The sequence below is a fragment of the Rhodospirillaceae bacterium genome, assembly GCA_018660465.1.
Lineage (GTDB): Bacteria > Pseudomonadota > Alphaproteobacteria > Rhodospirillales > JABJKH01 > JABJKH01.
In genome coordinates this window covers 176727-200258 of sequence record JABJKH010000089.1, presented here as the reverse complement: position 1 = coordinate 200258, position 23532 = coordinate 176727, and the positions used below count along the sequence as shown (strand labels likewise).

Below are 23532 nucleotides of genomic sequence, written 5' to 3'. Positions count from 1 at the left end.
TTTGTCCCTAAAACGCTTCTTTAAACAACGGTCTTAACTTAATCCCCACCCAGTTCCCTGGAATTGCACAAAAAATCCAAACCCAGCCGTGGAGACTGCCGGAGGCGACGCCGCTGAAGAAAGCACCAATATTGCAGCCGTAGGCAAGTCTGGCACCATAGCCCATGATTATTCCACCAACGATGGCGGATGCGAGAGCGGGGACGGGGATGCTGCGTTTCGGGGCGATTTTACCCGCCAGGGATGCTGCCATCATTGCGCCTAAGACAATGCCGATGCACATGACGGAAGTTGTGTCATTTAAGATAGAGGCATTAAGGGCCCGTTCTTGGTAACCGCCCGTCCAAAACCAGTTTCCGTTCGGTTGCCAACCGAGCAAGCTCGCCCCTTTTGCACCCCAAAGAGTGAACGCCCACGTGATCGACCAGGGATGTCCCGCGACCACCAACGTTGCCCAATTGAGCACAGCTAAAACGAGAGCACTCAGCACCAAAGGCCAAGGGCCGCGCAAAAGCCGGACGACTGAAAAATCACCTGTCCACCAAATTGGCTGCTTGATCGTGGCTCCGCTGCGACGAAGCACAAAGTAGACCAATGCTAGCACGCCAAGCTGTAAGGGGATTGCGCGTTCCCATCCGAGTTCTTTGCGGAGCGAAATGCTGCCAATGCTGGGGAGTTCGGTCCACCATCCTAAATGCAAGCTGCCGATAAAGGTGCCGATGCAAAAGAATACCAGCACCACAGTCATGCGTGAATTCCCGCCACCGGCGACGAACAATGTCCCCGACGCACAGCATCCCGCAAATTGCATGCCGATGCCAAAGACGAACGCGCCGAGCGCCATGGAGACACTGACCGGAGCAAACGCGCCTCCGACATTGTGACCGAAGGCTTCACCTTGGGACAGGATTGGTGCGAACAATAAAATCGCCGTGCCAAGCATCAAAAGCTGGGCCGCGACACCAGAGATATCCTTATCGACGATGGCCTTACGGTAGGCCCCAGCAAATCCGAAGGATGCATGATAAAGCGCGACACCCAGTCCAATGCCGATCAGCAACAACAGCGCCATCACTCCATCTTCGGTTAGAAGCTTTAGCCCTAGTCCTGCTGTGACCAAACCAGCAACAGCCAGAATAGGATGCTGAATTCGAGGGAGAGAGAGCGCTACGGTTGTCATGGCCAATTCTTACTTGTCGGCATCAGCGATGATCTTCTGAACGATGCTATCAAGTTCCTTTGCCATGGTATTCAAGGACGCGACATCGTAGGGCGCAAACACATGGCTGGGCAGGCGATAGCTTAGCTTGGCTGTGCCGTTTTTGTTTTCTGTAACGTAAAGCCGCAACGGCGCTTCGACGCCAGCTTCTACACTCGCCTTTAACATGCGAACGGCAAAGTGCGGGTTATAGATCATGATGACCCGATTGCCGGGAATAGTGACGCCGATGGCTTTTGCCCCACAGGTCGCACAGGCAATTGAAACGATACCCATCTTGTTCGAGCGGATGGCGCTCTTCAGAGATTTTAGGTAACCGGCGAAGGGTTTGCCGGTTTGGATAATCTTGGTGCCTGAATAGGGTGATTTGTTCTCTGCTTGAGCAGGTAGCGCGAGAATTAAAGCCAAACAAATGAAAATTAAAAAGCGCATGGTGTCCTCTTTGTTGTTTGACCCAAGCTACGTATGGTGGCGCTCGTCGTCTAATAAAAGGACCGTGATCAGCCTTCACTCTCCCGTGAGTACTTTTCCGTAACCGGGTGAAAATGGGATCGCTACAGCAAGGGCATTGCGAAGTTCATTCGCAGATGTAACGTCAACGCTTTCGGCTGAGTCAGCTGGGGCCGGGCGTACCGAGCCGAACGAATCTCGAATGACAATTCGATCTCGTCCAATCGCGATCAAACGCGAAACGGGCACGCCATAGCCCGTGTAGTATCCAAAAAATCCAGTCCCTTCGAAATGTAAGCACTTGGCATCGGATGAGTCTTCCAACTTAAATAAGCCCAGGTCTAAACGAGCGGGTTCTATGTCCGGAAGCTTAGGGCCGTTGTGCGCGATAGCCGATCGATAGAGGTTTCGATGTTTGGGGGTCGGCGTGTAGATATAGCTGCCCGGATCAGCCAGCCAATCAACCCCATCAATTTGCAGTTCAACTGATAATTGGTCGTTGTGTGCATGGGCACCCAAGCCGTCATTGTTCAAACCACCACAGCGGACTGATAAAAACAAACGCCTGGACCACCAAAGGTATAAGCCAAATTCAGGGTAGGCTGCATTCTTCAGGCCGAACAACGGCCCCGTATCCGGCAGGGTAATGACCACTTCCCGGCTGGTTTGGGGGGGGGCACCGTCAAGGTCTCCAACAGTCGTAATCGGTCGGTCTTGGGCAGGGGGAAGCGCGCCGGCAGCAAGTGAGCTTGGGGCCGTCGTGCCATCCGCGAGGCCGCCAATTATTGTGGCATCGATATAACCGTGAAGTCCTGCCGTGCGCGTAAAGTCCTGGCGCCGAAATAATCCATTGGCAGCTCCCACCAATGAACGGTGATCGAGAATGTCTTCTCTGCCGTCGCGAACTGGCGGGCAAAGTTTTATAAACCGGCCATCGTCTGTATCGCCAATTTGGATCGCGTGGCCGGAGGGCTTGGTGACGTGTTGGGTGAATTCGGCTAATCGTTCCAGGCGTTCGGTATACCCGGGCTCAAAAGGTTCTGTGCGTCTGTTTTCCGGCAATCCCAATACCAAGGCGGTGGCGTATAAGACAGCTTCACCCGATAACCTGTGATAGTTTGTTGATCCTTCGAAGTTGCCACCATCGACCATGAACTGGCGTTTGACCTCGGTGGTGAGTTCTCGTATGCCTTCCGCCAACCAGCCATCTGTCTCAGTCGTTGCTGGCAGATAGGCCGCGACAAACAACAACCCACAAATTTCCGTTAGGTAATGGTTGGCGCGATGCCCGGTGCTAAGGTTGGCGGCAACAAACCGTCCATGCGCCAAGATACTCGTGCTGAATTCCGCGGTGAATTTCAAATCGAATTTCGCATCGTGGCGCTTAAACAGATCAAATGCGATCAGCAGGTTTGCCGCGCGGATGGCGACGTCCATGGCAGAGAACCAGTTGACGCCAAAGCCTGGCGGATTTGCGGCGATAAAGTCTAAGACTTGATTCTGAAATTCGTCTTGGTAGGTCTCTATGGTCTCAAATCCTTCAAGACCCATGCGGCAAGCAGCGTACGCCACCGCCAATTGGGGCAGGTGTTGAAGCCGCGCCAATTCCCAAGGCACTTTGATATCGACGCCGGGCTCATGGCCGTATTGCAGGCGGCTCGACACATGGTTCTCTTGCCAGCGATAGCCGGATTTAAAATCGATCTGCCAATCAATCGGAACGTAATCTGCGGCGATTTGGGCGCGTATTTTTTGCGCGTGAGATCGATTGCCTGGATTCAAAAGCGAGGTGAGGTCTGTGGGCGCTTGCGGCGCCTTATAAACTTGTCTCTCAAATCCTAAAGCGGCCATGCCGTGGCTAACCGTCACCCAGCCAGAACCCAGAAGGTCAAACCGGTGACCAAGATAATGTTGGCAGAGTGCGGCTAAGGCCTCGGCCTGAGGTTCTGTCACATCAGGGGGCAAGCCCGGCACATAGGTCGCGATTTCACGTAATGCCTGTGAATCACCAAATGTATCGCGACCCTTAGTGAGAAGTTGCCGCGACTGTCCCAATATCGTCCGCCCAATGACCCGGCTCCCCTTCGCCACGGCGGCGCCAATCGGCATTGATCTTGCGTGGGTAATGAGGTGTTTCAGGCTCATTTATGAGTCCATGACCTAATCTAGGCTGCCAATATCCTCAGTCGCTAGGAACGTGACCAAGGTGGTGTCGATCAGGCTTTCTACTGTGATCGGTGGTGTGCCACTTTGACATCCCTTGATAAACGCCTGAGCTTCTTCGGCGAAACCTTTTTGTTGGTTGCGCGATCGGTGGGTCTTGGTGCGTCCGTTGGCACTCAAGTCAAGCCGCCGAAAATTATCCAACACAGCGATGCGACCGGATCCGTAAATTTCCAACCGTTCCTTTGGCGCACTGGCGTCGCCGTTGGACCAGTAATGGATCGTCCCCAGTGACCCATCATCGAATTGAATTGTGATCGTGGCGATGTCATTGCCGGCAAGGGTCGCCCGACCAGGATTAACTGTGTTGGCCGTGACACTGACAGGTCGGGCACCGGTGACCGCTTGCAGAGTGTCAATAAAATGACAGGCCTCGCCAATGATGCGCCCGCCGCCGATGGCGGGATCATGTAGCCAGCCGTCAGGTCCCTCCAAGGGAATGCGCCCGGCATTAATTCTGTACGACATGGCGAGCGGTTCGCCGCGTCCATCGAAATGTTTAATTACGTCTTTTAGGCAGGGACTGAAGCGGCGGTTAAAGCCAACGGTTAGGATGCCGGACGATGCTTCCGCAGCTTCGGCGATGGCTGCCAGTTCTTCGCGGTTGAGGCACAAGGGCTTTTCAACGAAGACATGTTTGTTTTGCTTAAGTGCGGCAATAACATATTTCGCGTGGCTGTCGTGGCGGGTGGCAATGACCACGGCCTCGACGGCATCGTCGTTCACTATTTCATCTGGGTCCGATGTTGCTGCTTGTGCATTGTATTTATCTTTTAACGCCACAGCGGAAAGACCCCGCGCTGATGCGACATTCACGAGATCAAATTGGTTCGTTCCCATGAAAGCGGGAACTAAAACGCCCTTTGCAAATCGACCCGCGCCAATTACACCAAGTCCAATTTTGCCAGGGACCGCGCGTTTAATGGCAGGTGCCTTTGGTGCGCTATCCGTTACTTCGTTCGGGTATTGCAGCAACACACCAATCGCTAAACCGTCATTGGCACCTGTGGCTGTATCATATGCAGCCTCGGCCTCGGTGATTGGAAAACGGTGAGTCGTTAAGTGAGAAATATCGATCCGGCCATCCGCCATCAATTCTAGGAACGATTGCAGATTTCGACGTTCGGTCCAGCGGACATAGCCGATAGGGTAGTCCTGACCTTTCTCTTCGTAATTACTGTCGTAGCGACCAGGACCATAAGAACGCGATTGTAGGACTTCCAGTTCCTTCTCAAAGAACGCACGGCGCGACATGTCCATTTTTACATCGCCAACCGCGACGACTTTTGCCCGATCACGACAAAGCGCCGCGACCTGATCAAAAATGGCACCGCTGTCTTTGGAGGCCGCTGTGATTAAGACCGCGTCCACGCCCTGTCCACTGGTAGCAGCGGCGATGGTGTCTCCCAAGTTCGGATCGTCAGGGTGCAGGGCTGCGGCGGCCCCTTGCTCAACAGCCAGCGCATTTTTTCGTTTGTCTAAATCCAAGCCGATTACCTTGTGCCCAGCCGCGCGGCAAATTTGTACGGTAATCTGTCCAACAAGGCCCAGCCCCACAACCAAGACCGTCGCGCCCAATTGTTGATCAGCTTGACGAACGCCATGCAGCGCAATTGCACCTAGGGTGACGTAGGCTGCACTTTCTTCGTCCAAACCATTAGGCACTTTGACGCAGAGATTTTTTGGCACGTACACCGCCTCGGCGTGACCTGCATATCCTTGACCTGCGCAGGCGACACGGTCGCCGACTTTGATGTCATGCACGTCCGCGCCAACGCCGACAGCTTCACCGACGAGCGAATAGCCGAGCGGCAGTAATTCGGACAATCTGTTTTGCACAGCCTGGAAGGTGTTCCACAGACCTTCTGTTTTAGCCTTACCGATGACCTTTCGGACAAGATCAGGCCGCGCCTTGGCTTTGCCGAGATAGCCTTTTTGCGCGAGACCAATCACCGCGCGGTCGGTACCGGCGCTGATCAGAGATGCGGTCGCGCGAACAAGTACGCCGCCGGGCTGCAACGCCGGGATCGGTGCGTCGGTGACGGATAGTTTTCCGTTCTTAAAATTTTGGACGACAAGTTTCATAACGTTGGGAAGCTTCCCCCTGGTTTTCCCTCGAAAGTATCGGCTTCTACATTCAACAGAATTGTCTACGAATTCATTAATTTGCAGCGGCAGCGGCCTATTTCTTCCAAAAAAATGGCGATTTAAGGGCGGATCGGAATTTTGTTCATTCCTTTTCGACCTTAAATGACGATTGTGCCAGCCATCCAGACGTATCCCTGAACTGAACAAGCGCCCAATCTTGGGCCCTATCAGCGATAAATGCGAGATGGCGGCCCATGGTGCGGGAGCCGATTACGCGACAATTTAGGTCGGCACAATGATGCAGATTTGCTTTGCCGCCGGAGATGTTTAAGACCACTGAGATCGGTTGCGGTAGGTTTTCAGGCATGAGGGGTACGCCATCGGTATAGAATGTTTTTTCAGGCTCTATGTCGGCTGACGGCAGGTCCATTCTCCGCCATCCGTTGACGGGACTGAGCACCGGCGCAAATGCGCCTGCTGCCCAAAACCGTATTTCAGGGGTTTCACAGCGCGGAAGATGGGCGGCGGCAACCCATGCGGTCCATCCAGAGAGGACAAGGTTTGGATGGACCTTTTCGGCAATGTCAGGACGTCGGTCCATCACCGGCGCATGGGCAATCACCTTTTGACACATGGAGATCAGAACATGGTGCATTCGCATGCCAAGTGCGGTGTTTCCGGCCCAGCCTTTGATTTTGAGAACGTCGTTGTTCGTTAGGGGGCGAGTGCCTAATTTGTGCGACCCAGAGCCATCATTCGTACCATCAATCAGAATCTCATCGACGTTTCCGGATGCAATTGTCTCTAGCTCCCAACCCTCCATCGACGTGACCAAGTCGCCGCTAAAGGAGTTTACGGGAATGGGGGGCGTGGTGGGCGCTTTAACCTTAACTATTTCAGTCGGCATCTCTTTTGGTGCGGGAGGTTCCGGTTCGACGACTGCAGGTGCGGGATCAGGCTCAGGTGGTTCGGGCGGTTCTGGTTTTTGCTCAGGCTCTACGGGAATTGGCTCTGGGACGGGAGAGGCAACCGGCGGCTGAGCCACCACGGCAACTTTTTCTTCTGCGGACGGTTTTGGAGTAAGAACCTCTTCCAGCCAAATGGTAACGGTCTTCGTCGTTTGAGGTGTCAAATAACGGGGGGCGTATACGTACGCTGCAGCGCCACCAGCGATGAGGACCAATACCAAGAAAATCCGTCCGACCATGTCCGTCCTATTGAGGTATTAAAACGTGGATGTGGGCGGCTGTCCTAGAACGGCGCACCGAATACCAGATAATAGTTCATGCGCTTTCCGACGAAAAGACGAACCGTAATAATTTTAGAAAGTTGACAGGCCAAAGTTGACAGATAGGGGGGCCTGTGGCCCATGATCGGGTTCATGGCAAACGAAACTCCACCAAAGACGCCGATTACACTGCTGATTAACGGGCTGCATTCCAAAAGCGGTGGCGGGGTGACGTACCTTAACAACATTCTACCGTTGTTTGGTCAGGCGGCGGGAGTGGATGTGCACCTGTGTATTCACGCGGATCAAAAAGACCTGCTGATTGTGGATGTACCGGGTGTGACGGTCCACGAATTGTCGTTCCCGACCGGGTTTTGGAAGCTTCTATGGCGCGAACAAGTCGATGTGCCACGACTTGCCCGGCGCATTGGGGCCGCGGTGACTTTTTCTCCGGCCAATTACGGCCCCCTCCTGGCATCCAATACCGTGATCTTGTTGCGCAACGCGTTGAATGTGGGGCTCGTAGAGCGCCGCCCTGCAAAGATCGCGTATTGGATATTGCTGTATGTTGCGACCGGGCTTTCGCTTTTATTTTCCAAGCGGGCGATCACTGTATCAGATTACGCTCGAACATCGGCAAGCGGCGGAATTTTTAAGAGCCGTATCGCAATCGTGCCGCATGGAGTCGATGCGCGCTTTACTGCGGATGAGTCCAACGTCGAACGAGAGGACTTCCTGCTCGCTGTCTCTGATCTTTATGTGCAGAAGAACTTTAGTCGGTTGCTGGCAGCCGTCGCTGTGCTTCGCGATACGCATCCCAATATCCGGCTAAAGATTGCGGGTCGCGCACTTGATGATGAATATCATGCAGCGTTGCTTCGCGATGTTGAGCGATTGGGGTTGACGGATCATGTTGAATTTTTGGGGCATGTGGCTCCCGATGATCTGCTTGATCTTTATCGGCGCTGTGGGGTTTTCGTTTTTCCGTCGCTGGTGGAAACATTTGGGAATTCGCTGGTTGAAGCCATGGCCTGTGGCGCACCAGTTGCAGCCTCGAACACGGCAGCAATGCCCGAAGTGGCGGGGGAGGGTGCTTTGTATTTTGATCCCAAAGATGTGCCTGATATGGCATCTGTCTTAGGATTGTTGTTGGATGATCCCGAGCGACGTCGCGCTTCCGGCCAGAAAGCACTCGAACGGGCGAAGTCGTATTCTTGGTCTTCAACGGCAGAAAAAACCTTGTCTATCCTGTTAGATGCAACCAGTTGAGGGTTCTATAATATACGGCAATTCAAGGCCTTAGCTCTTGTCATCGCACTCGCCATGCGGTGATATAGATGTAATCTGACAGAACTCAGATCGGGGCGGTATACATAATATGACTGCAGTCATGATTGAATATTTAGGCCCGCAGTTTCAGATGTGGGTGCTGTTCACCATCGTCGTTGGTGCTCTGGTGTTGTACGCCATGGAGCGCTTGCCGATGGAGGTGACGTCATTTGGCGTGGTTTGTATTCTCCTGGTGTTCTTCCATTTCTTTCCTATCGCCGGACCTGACGGCGGCAACCGCTTGGATGACGTTCGAATTCTGAAGGGCTTCGCCAATCCTGCTTTGATTACTGTTCTGGCGTTATTGGTTCTCGGGCAAGGAATGATTCGCACAGGGGTTTTGGACCTGGGTGCGCGCTGGATCATGACGTTGGGGGGGGGCAGTGCTTGGTTCTCTATCGCTGTAATTTTGATCGTCGTAATGGCGATCAGTGCGTTTTTAAATAACATTCCTGTGGTCGTCATTTTTATCCCGATCATGCAGGCACTGGCCTCGCGCTATGGCATGTCGGTGGGCAAGGTGATGATCCCCCTAAGCTTTGCTGCTGTCTTAGGCGGTATGACCACGTTAATTGGCTCTGGCACCAATCTGTTGGTCAACAGTGCACTCATTGAAATGGGAAAAGCGCCGTTCGGATTTTTCGATTTTTCAATTCCCGGATTGGTGATGGCGGCTGCAGGATTGGTCTTTTTAATGACGATTGCGCCCAAGCTTTTGCCGGATCGGGAAGCTGGAACCGATGCGCTTTATGATACCGACGGTAAACAGTTCGTCGCCCAGATTACGATCGAAGAAAATTCGGAATTGATAGGCGCAGGAGCCCCCGGCGGGCACTTCGCTGCCATGCCCGATGATATTGTCATTCGGACCATTCAACGTGGTGAAGAAGCAATTTTACCACCGTTTGAGGAATACAAAGGTCAGCTAGGGGATACACTCGTCGTGGCGGGCACTCGCAAGGCTTTGACCGAAGTCTTGGCCCACAATCCAGGTCTGTTCTATCCCGACCTTCGCGACGGACGTGCATCAGAAGATGAAGACTATGCGCCGTGGCATGACGGCGAACGGGTGTTGGCCGAAGTCATGGTGACGCCGGCGTCTCGGTTGATTGGTCAGACCCTGTCGCAAATCGGCTTTCGCTATCACACCCACTGTATCGTCATGGCCATCAAACGCCGCAGCCACATGGTGCGGGGGCGCATGACTGATATCTATTTGAGAGCGGGTGATGAACTTCTGGTCATGGGACAGAACGAAGACGTCATGGCATTGAAAGCCAGCCGCGATGTTGTCTTGGTCGGTTGGTCGGATGAGACATTGCCAGCGGTGAAGCATGCCCGTCGATCTTTGCTCATATTTTTTGGTGTCGTCTTAATGGCCGGGACAGGTATCGTACCGATTGTCGTGGCGGCGCTGACTGGGGCGGCTGGGATGGTCGCGACGGGTGTTCTTACTGTCCGAGACGCGACCCGCGCAATCGACCCGCTGATCGTCGCAACCATTGGCACGGCTTTAGCTTTAGGGATCGCGCTTCAGGAAACTGGTGGCGCTCAATATATTGCGCACGCGATGGCAACGGCAATGAAGGGCGTGTCGCCTGCGGTGATGCTATCGGTCTTTTTCTTATTAGTCGCCGTGCTGTCAAACATCATCAGCACCAAGACCACGGCGGTCCTGTTCACTCCTATCGCAATTGATTTTGGGATAGAGGTCGGCGCCGCCCCCGAGGCCTTTGCCGTCGCCGTCATCTTCGCTGCCAACTGCTCCTTCGCCTCACCCTTGGGCTACCAAACCAACCTTCTGGTAATGGGGCCAGGGCACTATAAATTCATGGATTTCACCCGCGTCGGCATCCCCTTGGTGTTCGTCATGTGGATCACCTTTTCGCTGTTCGCACCGTGGTATTATGGGGTGTAGGGTCAGCGGCGCTTTCTTTGCCAAGAAGACCAATCGACGGCTGCTGATGAACGGACTTCCATGCGACCCTTCTCAGCAGCTTGTTCCAAAAACACAACGATGTTTGAACACTCGAAGCGTGCACTTGGTATGACAAGGCCATCAAACTCCAGAAAGTGCGCGGCGGATGCAATGGCTTGGGTCGCGCTGTAATCAAAATTTTCGTATCTGGCTATGTCTACCCCAAGCGGCGATAGCTGAGAAATATCGACCAGTCGGAGCGTTCTGGTTAAGTGTAAATCAATACAATGAATTTCATGCTCGATGCGGCTCGGCCATACAGGTTCCAATGACAGGCGATAGCCAATTTCCGCCAATGCACCCTCTTCGGATTCTGAGGTATAAAGGACTTCGAATTCACCAGGGGGACTCCAGCGGCCATTGGCGCTGGCCCCCCTCAGGGCTTCTCGCTCCTTTCGCGTGACCCGCCAAACGTCGTCGTTGAATGGAGTAGGGGCGATTGCTTCAAGTGCATCAAGAATGACGCTGTCATGAACCCGGCTACGTGGCACCATTGCTAGTGTCCTGATTCAGAAGTTCGTTGCATTTAGGATCTCATTTCCCGTCCTCTGGGTAGGAAGCGTTGCGTAGGCGATGTCGCGCATCGCTAAGCAGCGGTGACGCCCCCAGAGGACGGGAAATGTGACCTTTGGCGCCCTTGCAGATCCTTCGGTCAGCGTCGCCCAGCCCTTGTGATGCGACAGCATCACGGCGGACAGGGCTCCTTGCCGAAAGCTCTGCAAGGGCGTCCTAAATGTAACGAACTTCTGAACCAAGACACTAGGTATAGGCCCCTTCATCAAGGCTCTCAATCATCGTAAGAATTTCGTCGGCTCGTCCTTCGTGAATGAGGTCAATTGCGCGCTCGTCATTTAACAACCGATGCTTCGAATACAGCCACATCCGAGTTTCTTCTGGTGTGTAGAATTCTGCGAGACGATCAACCACGTAACGAAGGTCTGAAATTAAAAGTTGAGTCTTGGGATGGGGGAACGTTTTTCCCGAAAACCAACGCGATACCGTCGCCGGCGAGACATCGGCGATATTGGCAACGTCCATGCCTTTTAGTCCGCCATGTTCGCGGAGGTCATCCATTAATTTTGCGACCGCGTTTGTCATAAATTTTTTCCTAATGGCCAGGGTTCTATAAAAAATTTAACATTTTTCTTTCATAATTTCAATTTATAAAATGAAAATGTCTAAATTGAGGCAGAATTCTACATTGACGCGGCCCGATTGGCTCCCTATACAAGCGGCGGGCCACGATCCCCCAACGGATCGCAGCCCTTCTTGGAAGAGAAGGGAGACATAAAATGACGACTTCCAAAAAACCGGGCATGCGTCCGGCTATACCTAGCTTTTCATCTGGTCCCTGCGTTAAACGTCCTGGTTGGACGTCTGATGCTTTAGCGCGTTCTTTGGTCGGGCGTTCGCACCGTTCCAGCGAAGGCAAGGCGCGTCTAAAAGACTTAATCGATAAATCACATGCCCTTTTGGGGCTTCCTGACGATTACCGGATTGGCATTGTTCCAGGCTCCGATACGGGTGCGCTTGAGTTGGCGCTGTGGTCGATGCTGGGCGCGCGTGGCGTTGACATGCTGGCCTGGGAAAGTTTCGGGTCCGGCTGGGTGGCCGATGTCACCAAGCATTTGAAATTAGACGACGTGCGGGTGATAGAAGCCGACTACGGCGAACTTCCTGATTTGACTCAGGTCGATTGTAACCGCGATGTTGTTTTCACCTGGAACGGCACGACGTCCGGTGTTCGCGTTCCCAATGGCGATTGGATTCCAGCAGACCGAGAAGGTCTGACGATTTGTGATGCGACGTCGGCGGCCTTCGCCATGGATATTCCTTGGGACAAGATCGATGTCGGGACTTATTCCTGGCAGAAAGTGATGGGCGGCGAAGGCGGACACGGAATGCTGATCCTAAGCCCCCGCGCCGTTGAACGCCTTGAAAGCTACACCCCACCATGGCCCCTGCCAAAAATCTTCCGCCTGACCAAGGGTGGTAAATTAATCGATGGCGTTTTTCGGGGCGAAACCCTGAACACGCCGTCCATGGTTGCGGTGGAAGATGCGCTTGATGGATTGAATTGGGCAGCAACAGTTGGCGGAGCAGCAGGTCTGCGCGCGCGTTGCGAAGCAAATTTTAAGACCCTCGACGATTGGGTGGAAGCGACCCCATGGATTGCCAACCTGGCAGCGGACCCAGCGATCCGGTCTTGCACATCTGTTTGCTTGAAGGTGGTGGACGGTGACTTGGATGCGGACCAGCAAGCGGCTGTCGCCAAGCGCATTGTCGTTCTGTTGAAGGATGAAGACGCGGCGTTGGATTTGGGGGCCTACCGCGATGCGCCTCCGGGACTTCGCATTTGGACCGGCGCAACGGTTGAAAAAGCCGATGTTGAAGCGCTGCTGCCGTGGCTCGAATGGGCCTTCCAAACCGCCAAATCCGAAATTCAAGCTTGATACAAGCCCAAGACAAGAAAGTTGATAAAATGCCAAAAGTTCTAATATCCGATAAAATGAGCCCCCTCGCTGAACAAGTGTTCAAGGACCGAGGGATTGAAGTTGACGTCAAAACCGGCATGACGCCCGAAGAACTCATCGCCTGTATAGGTGATTATGACGGCCTCGCCGTGCGGTCTTCAACCAAAGCCAAGACGGAAATCATCGAAGCCGCGACCAACCTAAAGGTCATTGGTCGTGCCGGAATTGGCGTCGATAACATCGACGTCGCAACGGCGACCAGTCGCGGTGTCCTTGTCATGAATACCCCGTTTGGGAATTCTACAACCACGGCGGAACATGCGATTTCCATGATCCTGGCGCTGGCTCGGGATATTCCTCAGGCGAATGCCTCAACTCATCTGGGTAAATGGGAAAAGTCCCGCTTCATGGGCATGGAAGTGACCGGCAAGACCTTGGGTGTTATCGGCTGCGGTAATATCGGTTCCATTGTTGCCGACCGTGCTCAGGGATTGAAGATGAAGGTTGTCGGCTATGACCCCTATCTTTCGCCAGATCGTGCGAAGAAACTGGGTATTGAGAAGCTGGAACTGGATGATCTTTTGGCCCGTGCCGATATCATCACCCTGCATACCCCGCTGACCGATGCGACTAAAGATATCATCAACGCCGACTCTCTCGCCAAGACCAAGAAAGGCGTTAAAATTATCAACTGCGCACGCGGCGGGTTGGTGGTTGAAGCAGACCTGAAGAAAGCCATTGATGACGGTCACGTGAGTGGGGCCGCACTGGACGTACTATCTGCTGAGCCCGCGACGGAAAGTATCTTCTTCGGTATGGAAAACGTGATCATCACCCCGCACCTGGGTGCCGCGACGGAAGAAGCGCAGGAAAAGGTCGCCGAGCAGGTGGCAGAGCAGTTGGCGGATTATTTGCTGACGGGGGCCGTAACCAATGCGTTGAACATGCCATCATTGAGTGCAGAAGAAGCGCCGCGTCTTAAACCCTACATGAAGCTTGCCGAACAGTTGGGCAGCTTCGCCGGTCAAGCGACAATGACGGCGATTAAGTCCGTGACCATCGAATATTTAGGCCAAGTCGCCGAACTCAATACCAAGCCCTTAACCGCGGTTATCTTGCAGGGCCTTCTGGCACCACTCATGGAATCGGTGAATATTGTTTCGGCTCCTTCAGTCGCAAAAGACCGAAACATTGATATTTCTGAGGTTCACAAAGAAAAGGGCGGCGCCTATCAGACGTTGATCAATCTGACGGTTACGACAGAGGCACAAACCCGGAATGTTGCCGGCACGTTGTTCTACGGCGATCAACCACGCATCATTCAGATCAAGGGAATCCCTGTTGATGCGACGTTGGCACCGTTCATGCTGTACATTACCAATCACGATAAACCAGGCTTCATTGGTGGGCTTGGGTCTCTGTTGGGTGACGAAGGTATCAACATCGCGACGTTTAACTTAGGTCGAGCAAAACAAGGCGGCGACGCGATTGCATTGGTCGAAGTCGATCAACCACCTTCACCCAAAATCTTGCAGAAAATCCACGATCTGCCACAGGTGATGATGGTAAGGCCGATGACGTTCTAGGGACGTTTTAATGAGTTCTATTCAGCGGGAGTAGGGGCGGCATCTACGGGCTGCCCCTCATTCTCAGTTGCTTCCTTGCGGCCCAGAAGCAGGGCCAGTAACGGTGGGATGATCAGTAGGGTCAGGACCGCTGAAAGCGTTAGTCCGCCAAGGACGACGGAGCCTAGGCCTTTGTAAAGTTCTGACCCGGCACCGGCGAAGATTACCAACGGCAGCAGCCCAAACACACTGGTTAGGGTCGACATAAAGATCGGCCGCATGCGGTTTCTGGAGGCCCGCATGATGGCGTCGTGGGCCGCCATTTTATCGAGGCGCACATGCTGTAACGTCTGGTCCACCAATAGGATCGCATTATTGACGACGATCCCGATCAAGATCACAAACCCGAGCATGGTCATCATATCAAGCTGCTGGGGCTGAAAGGCACTGACCAAGGCCAAACCGCCGACACCGCCAGCTGTCGCCAAAGGCACCGACAACATAATGATCAATGGGTAGATAAAGCTCTCAAACAATACAGCCATCACCAAGTAAACGATTACGAGTGCGATCATCAGATTAAATTTCATGCCTTCCCAGGTTGTGGAAAGCTGATCGGCGGCACCAGACATTCCAATTTTTACGCCCGGCGGCAATCCTTCTTTGACCAAGGCCCCAACCACATCATTCTTTATGGTTTCAATGGCTGTTTCCAGGGGCAGCTTGCGTGATGGTTTGATTTGCAAGGAGATGGTTCGTGCGCGGTCGAGGTGACGAATCTCAACCGGGCCGGACGTCACATCGATTGTGGACAGCGAACTGACCGGAACAATGGTACCATTGCCGGTGACCACAGGCAGGTTGCCAATCCCTTGGGTGGTCTTGTCGGTTCGGTCGGGGCCTTTGAGGGTGAGGTCGAGGCGCTTACTGCCAAGGTTGATTTCCAGGACTTTTGCCCCTTCATTAAGGACGTCCACAGTTTGGCCGAAGGCACGCGCCGTTAGGCCAGCACGGGCGATCTTAGTTTGATCCGGCAGCAGGCGGATTTCTGGCCCTGCCAGTTGCAAGCCAGGGCGCGGACGCACGCGGGTGCCCTCTCGCCGAGGCATCGCCTTGCCGACAAGATCATCGGCACGGCGTGCGGTATCCAAGACTGCATCTAGATCAGGTCCGGAAATATCCAAATTAATAGTTCTGGAGCCTCCAATCCTGCGCCCGAAGATGGAGGCCTGATAGACGAACCCCCGGGTACCTGGTTCTCGAAAGATGGGTTTGTTCAGTACTGGTTCCAATTCTTGAGCACGGATTTGGTCGGTGCTTTTTGCGCCAATAAGCATGAAATTCCGCGCTGCGATGAAGAAGAAGTCGGAAATCTTAGGCGGCTGTCCGGGCTCTGCCTCCGGGCCACTGACAGACACCCAGAGGGGTTTCACTTTGTTTTCGATTCGCTCCGCCATGGCGTAGGTGCTTTTAAGGTTGTAGCCAGGCGGCGGGCTCAAACGCCCGATAATAAAGTTTCTGTTGCCGTCGGGCAGGTAATCAAGCTTGGGCAAAAAGAGAAATGTGGAGACCGCCGTCAGGCTGCATACGACCAATACCACGCACACCGAAGCCGTCCGATAGGTGATGTTAAACCGAATGATGGCCAGCGCCGCTTTTACAAACCCTCGGCCAATATGATCGATGCCCGGCAGGGGAATTTTTTTATCGCTGCCGGTGGCGCTGTTTCTCAACAATCTTTGGGAGAGAGCAGGAATGACAGTGATCGATACCAGGAGGGATAACGACACGGCCACAGAAATGGCAACAGCAATATCTCTGAACAACTGCCCGGCCTGCAGATTCAACGTCAACAGCGGTACAAACACCACGACAGTCGTGAGTGCTGAGGCCAGCACAGCGCCCCAAACTTGTTTTGCTCCCTTATAGGCGGCATCAGGCGCAGAATTCCCGTCTTGACGATGTCGGTAAATGTTCTCCTGTACGACGATAGCCGCATCGACAACCATGCCGACAGCAAACGCAATGCCTGCCAATGAAATCACATTGATCGACCGTCCCAGCATCGCCATGGCGACAAAAGCACCAACGACGGAGACCGGGATAGCCAGGGACACAATCAACGTTGCCCGCACGGACCGTAAGAAAATCAACAAGATCAGCGCCGCTAGAACGCCGCCGATATAGATGTTCTGATGCACCAAACTGATGGCCGAGCGAATGTAGGTTGTCTCATCATAAAATTGTTTAAGAACGAGTTGTTCCGATGGCAGGGAATTTTCGTTGAGGTCTTTAACCGCCTCATAAATGCCATCCATCGTCTCGATGACATTGGCACCCTGATCACGAATGGCATTTAGCCGGATCATCGGCTTGCCGTTGAACCTACGTCGACTGGAGGGTTCTTTGTAGCCGAACGTGACCTTAGCAATGTCGCCGACCTTAACCGTCACCACACGTCCGCTGGGCTTATCATACGATGTATGGAGGACGATTTCCCGGACCCGTTCGATGGTGTCGGTATCCGCGTCCGTGCGGACGATATAACGCCGCTTGCCTTCGTCCACAGCGCCAGCTGTGATGGAGGCGTTGGCCCCTCTAATGGCGGCAATTACATTGGGAACCGTGAGGCCATAGCGCGCCATCTGGGTCGGCTCGACAATGATCTGAAGTTCTTTGGCGCTGCCACCAGAGGCACTGACTTGGCTGACGCCGGGAACCCGTTCCAAGCGCTCTGTCACTACGTCTTCTACAAAATCGCCATAGGTTTCAATCTCGCGCGTATTCCCTTCCATTCTGGTAATAGCGAAGCGCGCGATGGGGCGGTCGTCGGAACCGGAAGTTCGAATTCGAGGCTCTTTCGCTTCGAACGGCAAATCTGAAACGCTGCCGAGGCGATTGGACAAAAGCATGAACGCCCGTTCCATGTTTTGGCCGACTTGATATTCAAGGGTAATCCGAGAGCGCCCGACTTGTGAACTGCTGCTGAGAATTTCGAGCCCTTCAAGGCCGGTGAGTTCTTCTTCCAGCTGATTAGTGATTTCTTTCTCGACTTCCGTCGGTGCCGCACCCGGCCACCAAGTTGTGACTTGCAGCACTGGCCTGCGCACATCTGGCGTCAGCTGAATCGGAATCGTCTCCATCGCCACCACCCCGAAGGCGATGATCATGAAGACGGCCGCCATGATGGCCGTTGGTCGCTTAATTGCGAGTTTTATTAGGTCCATGGCTTAAAACGCCTATTTGTCTGATTCCCCAGAAAATTATTCGTCTATTTTAACTTTGTCCGCAATAAAAATCTACTTTAGTTGGAAATGTATATTAATCACTCTCGCGTGATCAATATTTGCCAATATGGAGGTTTACACCGAAATCATCTTCCACACATTGTTCTTATTGGTTGGGGGTTCGAAGCGGACGGGCACACAGTTTTTGATGTCTCCGTCGTAATCAAGGCCAACATGAAATTGTAAGGCATTGAAGATGCCGCCATGGGCAACAACCAAAACAGGGCCAGGCTCGACGATGGCTTGGTTCAGGCCTGCAATCGCACGTTCAACGAAGTCCTCGAATATCTCTCCACCAGTTGTCCCAGCGCTTCTGATCAATTTGTGATAAGTTTCATGGGTAATCAGCTTGCCTTCGGCCTCGCCGAACCGACATTCCTGTAAACCGTCAATCACCACGAACCGGCAGTTTAAGGCTTCATTGACGATTTCTGCCGTTTGTCGGGCTCGACCCAGCGGACTGCAACAAATGGTCGCTATCGGAATGTCCGTCAGGCGCGCTTTTGCATCACCCGCCTGACCAATGCCGGTCGCGTTCAAGGGAACATCAGTTTGCCCTTGGCAGCGGTGTTCCAGGTTCCAATCGGTTTGTCCGTGGCGTAGGAAGTAAAAAGGCGTTTTTTGAAGCATGGTGCCTTGTGTCCCATCACAACGAACTTGGCAATGACAAAACAAGGGTAGCTTTGTGAAGTCTATTTCAGGGTAAAGTGGTAAAGACAAAGGGGAGCCGAAAGTGGAGGAGAGCAAGTCATGCTGAACCAGGGAATGTTTTTTGCCGACTATATGGATACCGGGCTATGGGTCATCGGCGGAATGTTGGTCGTGGCAGGACTTTATTTCCGTGGGCTGCGAATATTGATTGTCGCTGGAGTTATCGCACCGCTCGTCGGTTTGCCCGTGATGAATGCCAAAAAATCCGCGCTGTCTTTCTTTGTGACCATACTCGAGGAAGACGGAGACGAGATCAAATGGCGGACCGTGGCGGACTTTCGCGGCGGTACCTTCACTTTTAAGAATGGTAAGGTCGTTAAAATTACCCGACCTGATGCGGGCGGTTGGAAGGGCACTGTCGTGGTTAATCAGTCCACTAAGCCACTGACCATCTATGTTGTGCCTTATACCAATTTTCTGAACTTCCCCAAGATCACTTGGGAAATTGGCTGGAAAGTTCCGCCTGTCGGCAAAATCGATGTTCCGCGGCGGATCGGCCATATTGGACCAAAATCAAGCCCGCCGCCCAAAACAATCAAGTCGATAACGGATTTGGATACTCTGTTGTGGCTGACCTGGGAGTGAGAGGGCTAGGTCTTATTGTTTATAAAAATTAGTCATTGAAATTGGTGGAAATAAAGGGGATGTTCTGCGCCCAACGCCTTATACACCTTACCAAATTGAACGGACGACCATGAGCAGCATACTGAACGTACTTGGAATTTCCGGAAGCCTCCGCAAGGCATCAAAGAACTCAGCACTTTTACGCACGGCCCAGGGATTGGTGCCGGAAGAGATGACTCTTGATATCTTCGATATATCCGACATCCCGCTTTATAACCAAGATGTCGAAGACGACGGTTTTCCGCCATCGGTCGAACGTCTGGCCGAAGCGCTGGAAAAAGCTGATGCGCTTTTGATAGCGTGCCCGGAATATAATTGGTCGATTACACCACCGTTTAAGAACGCCATTGATTGGGCTTCTCGAAAAAAGCCGTCCCCGTTGGACGATATGCCGGTGGCGATCATGGGTGTCGGCGGTGGCGCAGGTGCAGGCCGGGCGCAGCAACACCTTCGCCAAGTATTCGTCTTTACCAATTCGCACGTGATGAACAAGCCTGAAGTTGCCGTCCGCTTACGGGAAACTAACTTCGACGATGACGGTCGTCCGACGGACCAACACGTTTTAGACAACGTCTCTTCGTTGCTCGTAAACTTGGACGCTTGGACGCGCCGACTTCAGGTATTCGTGAAAGAATACGAGGATTATCCTCAAGGGTACTAATTGCTCCTTCCTCTCCCTAATAAAACAGTTGCACCGATTCAGCGATTGGGTGTCAACTAGGCCTAAGCAAAATACACGGTTGGCCAAAACTTTGGGGAGGGATTCGCGATGCTTAAATCACTTCATATCGATCCGGACAAGTGTACCGGCTGCGTGCAGTGCGAACTGGCATGCAGCTATGAAAATGAAGGTGTGTTCAATGTGGCGAAGTCTCGGATCAGAGTCTTCCGCTTCCATGATCAAGGGCGCGTCGTTCCCTATACCTGCACCCAGTGTGCCGAGGCCTGGTGCATGCAGGCCTGTCCTGTGGCGGCGATTTCCAAAAATCCTGATACGGGTGCCATGGAAGTCAGCGACCCGCTGTGCGTTGGCTGCAAGGTCTGCACCATTGCCTGCCCGTTCGGCACGGTGAATTACAACCAATCCACCGGCAAAGTCATCAAATGTGATCTGTGTGGCGGTGATCCGGCCTGTGCGAAGGCCTGCCCGACCCAGGCGATTACGTTCATTAACGCCGATGAGACGGGATTGGATCGAATGCGCCAGTGGGCGACGAAAACAGACGCCGCCCAGTCGGCACAAGCATAGGGAGGGATAGATCATGGCATGGACACAAAAAATTCTCAGGGTCAATCTTAGTAAAGGCACATGTGCTTCTGAACCCCTCAACAACGACTGGGCTGCTAAATATTTGGGGCAGCGGGGACTGGCGACGAAATACTTCGTTGAAGAAGTCGACCCCAAGGTCGATGCACTATCGCCCGACAACAAGCTAATCATGGCGACGGGACCGTTGACTGGCACCACGGCCTCCACAGCAGGGCGGTATTCGGTCATCACCAAAGGAGCGCTGACCGGGGCGATTGCGTGCTCTAACTCTGGTGGGTTCTTCGGCAACGAAATGAAGAACGCCGGCTGGGACATGATTATCTTCGAAGGCAAGGCGAAGAGCCCAGTCTATCTGTTGATACAAAACGACGATGCAGAGTTGATCGATGCAGCTGAATATTGGGGCACATCGGTCTGGGATACCGAAGAAGGCATCAAGGCCAAGCACCAGGACCCAATGCTCCGCGTCGCCTCAATCGGAATTTCTGGCGAAAAGGGCGTCAAATTCGCCTGTGTTGTCAATGACATGGACAGGGCAGCAGGTCGTTCCGGCGTCGGAACGGTCATGGGCTCTAAGAACCTGAAGGCCGTGGCGATTCGCGGCACGTTAGGTGTTAGTGTTGATGATCCTGCTGCCTTCATGGACGCAGCAGCTGCGGGGAAACAGGTATTGGCCGACAACCCTGTGACGGGCCAAGGGCTCCCCGCCATGGGCACCCAAGTGCTGATGAACGTGATCAATGAGACCGGCGCCCTACCGACCCGCAATCATCGCGATGTTAAATTTGAGGGCGCGGGTAAGATCAGCGCCGAAGCAATGGCTGAGCCGCGTGCCAGTGACAGCAAGGCGAACTTGGTCACCAATGCAGCCTGTTTTGCCTGCACCATTGCTTGCGGTCGCATTTCAACGGTGGATCGAACCCACTACACGGTAAAAGACAGGCCAGAATATCAGAAGGCCTCAGGTGGTTTGGAATACGAAGCGGCTTGGGCTTTGGGGGCGGCGACGGGCGTTGAGGATCTGGATGCGCTGACGTTTGCCAACTTCATATGCAACGAACAAGGCATTGATCCGATTTCGTTCGGCGCAACAGTCGGCGCGGCGATGGAATTGTTCGAGGACGGTGTGATTACCACCAAGGAAACCAACGGACTGGAACTCAAATTCGGCTCGGCCAAGGCGCTGACCGATTTGGTCGAACTCACTGGAAAGGGCGAGGGCTTTGGTGCTGAAATTGGTTTGGGGTCCAAGTTGTTGTGTGAGAAATACGGTAAACCTGAACTGTCCATGAGTGTGAAGGGACAAGAATTCCCGGCCTATGATTCACGTGGCATTCAAGGCATGGGCCTGACCTACGCGACATCCAATCGCGGGGCCTGTCACCTGAGAAGCTATACGGTCGCGTCTGAGGTTCTTGGTATCCCGGAGAAGACTGATCCCTTGGTAACCGAAGGCAAAGCCGGGTTGGTTAAAGCGTTCCAGGACGCGACTGCCGTGGTGGATTCAGCCGGGCTTTGCGTCTTCACGACCTTCGCTTGGTCCATGGATGACATCGCGCCGCAGATTGACGCCGCCTGTGAAGGTGACTGGAGCGTCGAGAATTTGATGGAAGTCGGTGAGAGGGTTTGGAACCTGGAACGTCAGTTCAATTTGGCGGCAGGTTTTACGGGCAAGGACGATACCTTGCCCAAGCGCTTGTTAAAGGACGCGGCCAAAACAGGTCCAGCGGAAGGCCTGACCAGCGGACTGGAGCAGATGTTGCCTGAATATTATGAGCTTCGGGGATGGACTGCGGATGGTATACCGTCCAACGAGACCATTTCCAGGCTTGGTCTCTAGGGTCGTGCGCTACGTCATAGCGGGCACCGGACCGGCAGGGTTGATTGCGGCTGAGACATTACACAGTGCCGATCCAGACAGCGAAATCGCGCTGCTGAGTGCGGAACCTGAACCGCCTTATGCCCGCATGGCCTTGCCGTACCTGCTGACCGGTCAAGTCAATGAAGCCGGGACATTACTGCGCCGTTCCGGCACTAATTTTACCGATCTTGGGATTGAATTCCATTATGCGGGCGCAAAGTCTGTCGCACCCGATACCGGTCAAATTACGTTATCCAACGGCGACACCATGGCGTTCGATATGCTTTTGGTCGCGACTGGGGCTAGTGCCATCAAACCAGACATTCCAGGATTGGACGGGAAGCATGTCTGTCACTGTTGGACCATGGCGGATGCGCGAAAGATCATGGACCACACACCGTCAGGCGCGGATGTGGTGCTGATGGGGGCGGGCTTTATTGGCTGCATTATTATGGAAGCCTTGGCATCCCGTGGCGTCAACCTGACTGTGGTTGAGGCTGAGGATCGGGTGCTGCCGCGGATGATGAATGAGACCGGTGCCAACATGATCAAACGCTGGTGCGAAGGAAAAGGCATTCGGGTTCTGACATCGTCACGGGTCACGGCGTTGGAGCCGTTAGCCGATGGCGAAGGTAATTGGGTGGTCTTGGAAGACGGAGAGAAAATCAAAGCGAACCTGACCGTGGTGGCGACGGGCGTAAAATCCAACACTGAATTTTTGGACGGCAGCGGCGTCAAGGTAGACCAAGGCGTGGTTGTCGATGAAAACCTCCGCTCCAACGTGGAGAGTGTCTTTGCAGCAGGGGATGCCGCCCAAGGACCGGATTTTTCCACTGGTGGCTGGAACGTCCACGCCATCCAACCGACTGCTGCTGAACATGGGCGGATTGCTGCTTTGAATATGGCAGGGCGGCCCGCAGCCTACAAAGGCAGCTTGATCATGAATGTGCTCGATACGGTTGGCCTGGTGTCCTGTTCGTTTGGGGAATGGGACGGGGCTGATGCGGCGGAGCTTGTGGATGAGAACGCATTTAGATACACGCGATTGGCGTTTGAGGGAGATATCCTGGTTGGTGCCCTGTGCCTAGGTCGAACTGAAAATATCGGCGTCATGCGTGGGCTGATTCAGTCACAGACTCGCTTAGGGGACTGGAAGCAACGTCTAATTGCCGATCCCAACCGCGTCATGGATGCCTTCGTCGCGCTTTTGGCCTGAATATTAAGC

Annotated in this window: 18 protein-coding genes; 9 read left to right on the top strand and 9 right to left on the bottom strand. The window is 53.6% G+C overall.

The features are described from left to right. Nucleotides 1-7: 7 nt before the first annotated feature. The 5 genes from HOM51_15120 to HOM51_15100 form a co-directional block, all read right to left on the bottom strand. Nucleotides 8-1180: a YeeE/YedE family protein gene (locus tag HOM51_15120; protein MBT5035843.1), complete on the bottom strand. Its 1173-nt coding sequence runs from the start codon at nt 1178-1180 to the stop codon at nt 8-10. 9 nt (nt 1181-1189) lie between these two features. After that, on the bottom strand, nt 1190-1651 hold the full coding sequence (locus tag HOM51_15115) for a DUF302 domain-containing protein (GenBank protein MBT5035842.1): 462 nt from the start codon (nt 1649-1651) through the stop codon (nt 1190-1192). A 75-nt stretch (nt 1652-1726) separates the two neighbouring features. Beyond that, a complete protein-coding gene (locus HOM51_15110; protein ID MBT5035841.1) occupies nt 1727-3814 on the bottom strand; it encodes an alginate lyase family protein in 2088 nt (695 codons plus the stop codon). A gap of 15 nt (nt 3815-3829) precedes the next feature. Next, nucleotides 3830-5977: a Gfo/Idh/MocA family oxidoreductase gene (locus HOM51_15105; GenBank protein ID MBT5035840.1), complete on the bottom strand. Its 2148-nt coding sequence runs from the start codon at nt 5975-5977 to the stop codon at nt 3830-3832. Nucleotides 5978-6122: 145 nt separating this feature from the next. Next, nucleotides 6123-7187, bottom strand: a complete 1065-nt coding sequence (locus HOM51_15100) for a hypothetical protein (GenBank protein MBT5035839.1) — start codon at nt 7185-7187, stop codon at nt 6123-6125. A gap of 210 nt (nt 7188-7397) precedes the next feature. On the opposite strand from HOM51_15100, the gene HOM51_15095 reads away from it, so the two are divergent. Continuing rightward, nucleotides 7398-8477 carry a glycosyltransferase family 4 protein gene (locus HOM51_15095; GenBank protein MBT5035838.1) on the top strand — a complete coding sequence of 360 codons (1080 nt, stop codon included), beginning with the start codon at nt 7398-7400 and terminating at the stop codon, nt 8475-8477. A 109-nt stretch (nt 8478-8586) separates the two neighbouring features. Beyond that, the gene (locus HOM51_15090; GenBank protein ID MBT5035837.1) at nt 8587-10455 is read left to right on the top strand and encodes an SLC13 family permease; all 1869 of its coding nucleotides are present in this window, start codon (nt 8587-8589) and stop codon (nt 10453-10455) included. A gap of 2 nt (nt 10456-10457) precedes the next feature. Here the strand turns inward: HOM51_15090 and HOM51_15085 are convergent, their stop codons facing one another. Further along, a complete protein-coding gene (locus HOM51_15085) occupies nt 10458-11009 on the bottom strand; it encodes an RES family NAD+ phosphorylase (GenBank protein ID MBT5035836.1) in 552 nt (183 codons plus the stop codon). A 265-nt stretch (nt 11010-11274) separates the two neighbouring features. After that, entirely contained in the window at nt 11275-11613 is a 339-nt protein-coding gene (locus tag HOM51_15080; protein MBT5035835.1) for a helix-turn-helix domain-containing protein, read from the bottom strand. 194 nt (nt 11614-11807) lie between these two features. Between HOM51_15080 and HOM51_15075 the strand changes: the two genes are divergently transcribed. Further along, complete coding sequence (locus HOM51_15075; GenBank protein MBT5035834.1) at nt 11808-12968, top strand: phosphoserine transaminase; 1161 nt, start codon at nt 11808-11810, stop codon at nt 12966-12968. 29 nt (nt 12969-12997) lie between these two features. Beyond that, entirely contained in the window at nt 12998-14575 is a 1578-nt protein-coding gene (locus HOM51_15070) for a phosphoglycerate dehydrogenase (protein MBT5035833.1), read from the top strand. Between the two features lie 17 nt (nt 14576-14592). On the opposite strand, the gene HOM51_15065 is transcribed toward HOM51_15070, so the two are convergent. Together HOM51_15065 and HOM51_15060 are read right to left on the bottom strand one after the other, a co-directional pair. Beyond that, the gene (locus HOM51_15065) at nt 14593-17781 is read right to left on the bottom strand and encodes an efflux RND transporter permease subunit (GenBank protein MBT5035832.1); all 3189 of its coding nucleotides are present in this window, start codon (nt 17779-17781) and stop codon (nt 14593-14595) included. Nucleotides 17782-17916: 135 nt separating this feature from the next. Then, complete coding sequence (locus HOM51_15060) at nt 17917-18471, bottom strand: histidine phosphatase family protein (protein MBT5035831.1); 555 nt, start codon at nt 18469-18471, stop codon at nt 17917-17919. Between the two features lie 120 nt (nt 18472-18591). Between HOM51_15060 and HOM51_15055 the strand changes: the two genes are divergently transcribed. From HOM51_15055 to HOM51_15035, 5 genes are all read left to right on the top strand, one after another. Beyond that, entirely contained in the window at nt 18592-19137 is a 546-nt protein-coding gene (locus HOM51_15055) for a hypothetical protein (GenBank protein MBT5035830.1), read from the top strand. Nucleotides 19138-19246: 109 nt separating this feature from the next. After that, nucleotides 19247-19837 carry an NAD(P)H-dependent oxidoreductase gene (locus tag HOM51_15050; GenBank protein MBT5035829.1) on the top strand — a complete coding sequence of 197 codons (591 nt, stop codon included), beginning with the start codon at nt 19247-19249 and terminating at the stop codon, nt 19835-19837. 108 nt (nt 19838-19945) lie between these two features. Next, complete coding sequence (locus tag HOM51_15045; GenBank protein MBT5035828.1) at nt 19946-20425, top strand: 4Fe-4S dicluster domain-containing protein; 480 nt, start codon at nt 19946-19948, stop codon at nt 20423-20425. 13 nt (nt 20426-20438) lie between these two features. Further along, on the top strand, nt 20439-22286 hold the full coding sequence (locus HOM51_15040; GenBank protein ID MBT5035827.1) for an aldehyde ferredoxin oxidoreductase family protein: 1848 nt from the start codon (nt 20439-20441) through the stop codon (nt 22284-22286). Further along, nucleotides 22243-23523: an FAD-dependent oxidoreductase gene (locus HOM51_15035; GenBank protein ID MBT5035826.1), complete on the top strand. Its 1281-nt coding sequence runs from the start codon at nt 22243-22245 to the stop codon at nt 23521-23523. The genes HOM51_15040 and HOM51_15035 overlap by 44 nt, the downstream gene beginning before the upstream one ends. The last annotated feature ends 9 nt before the right edge of the window (nt 23524-23532 follow it).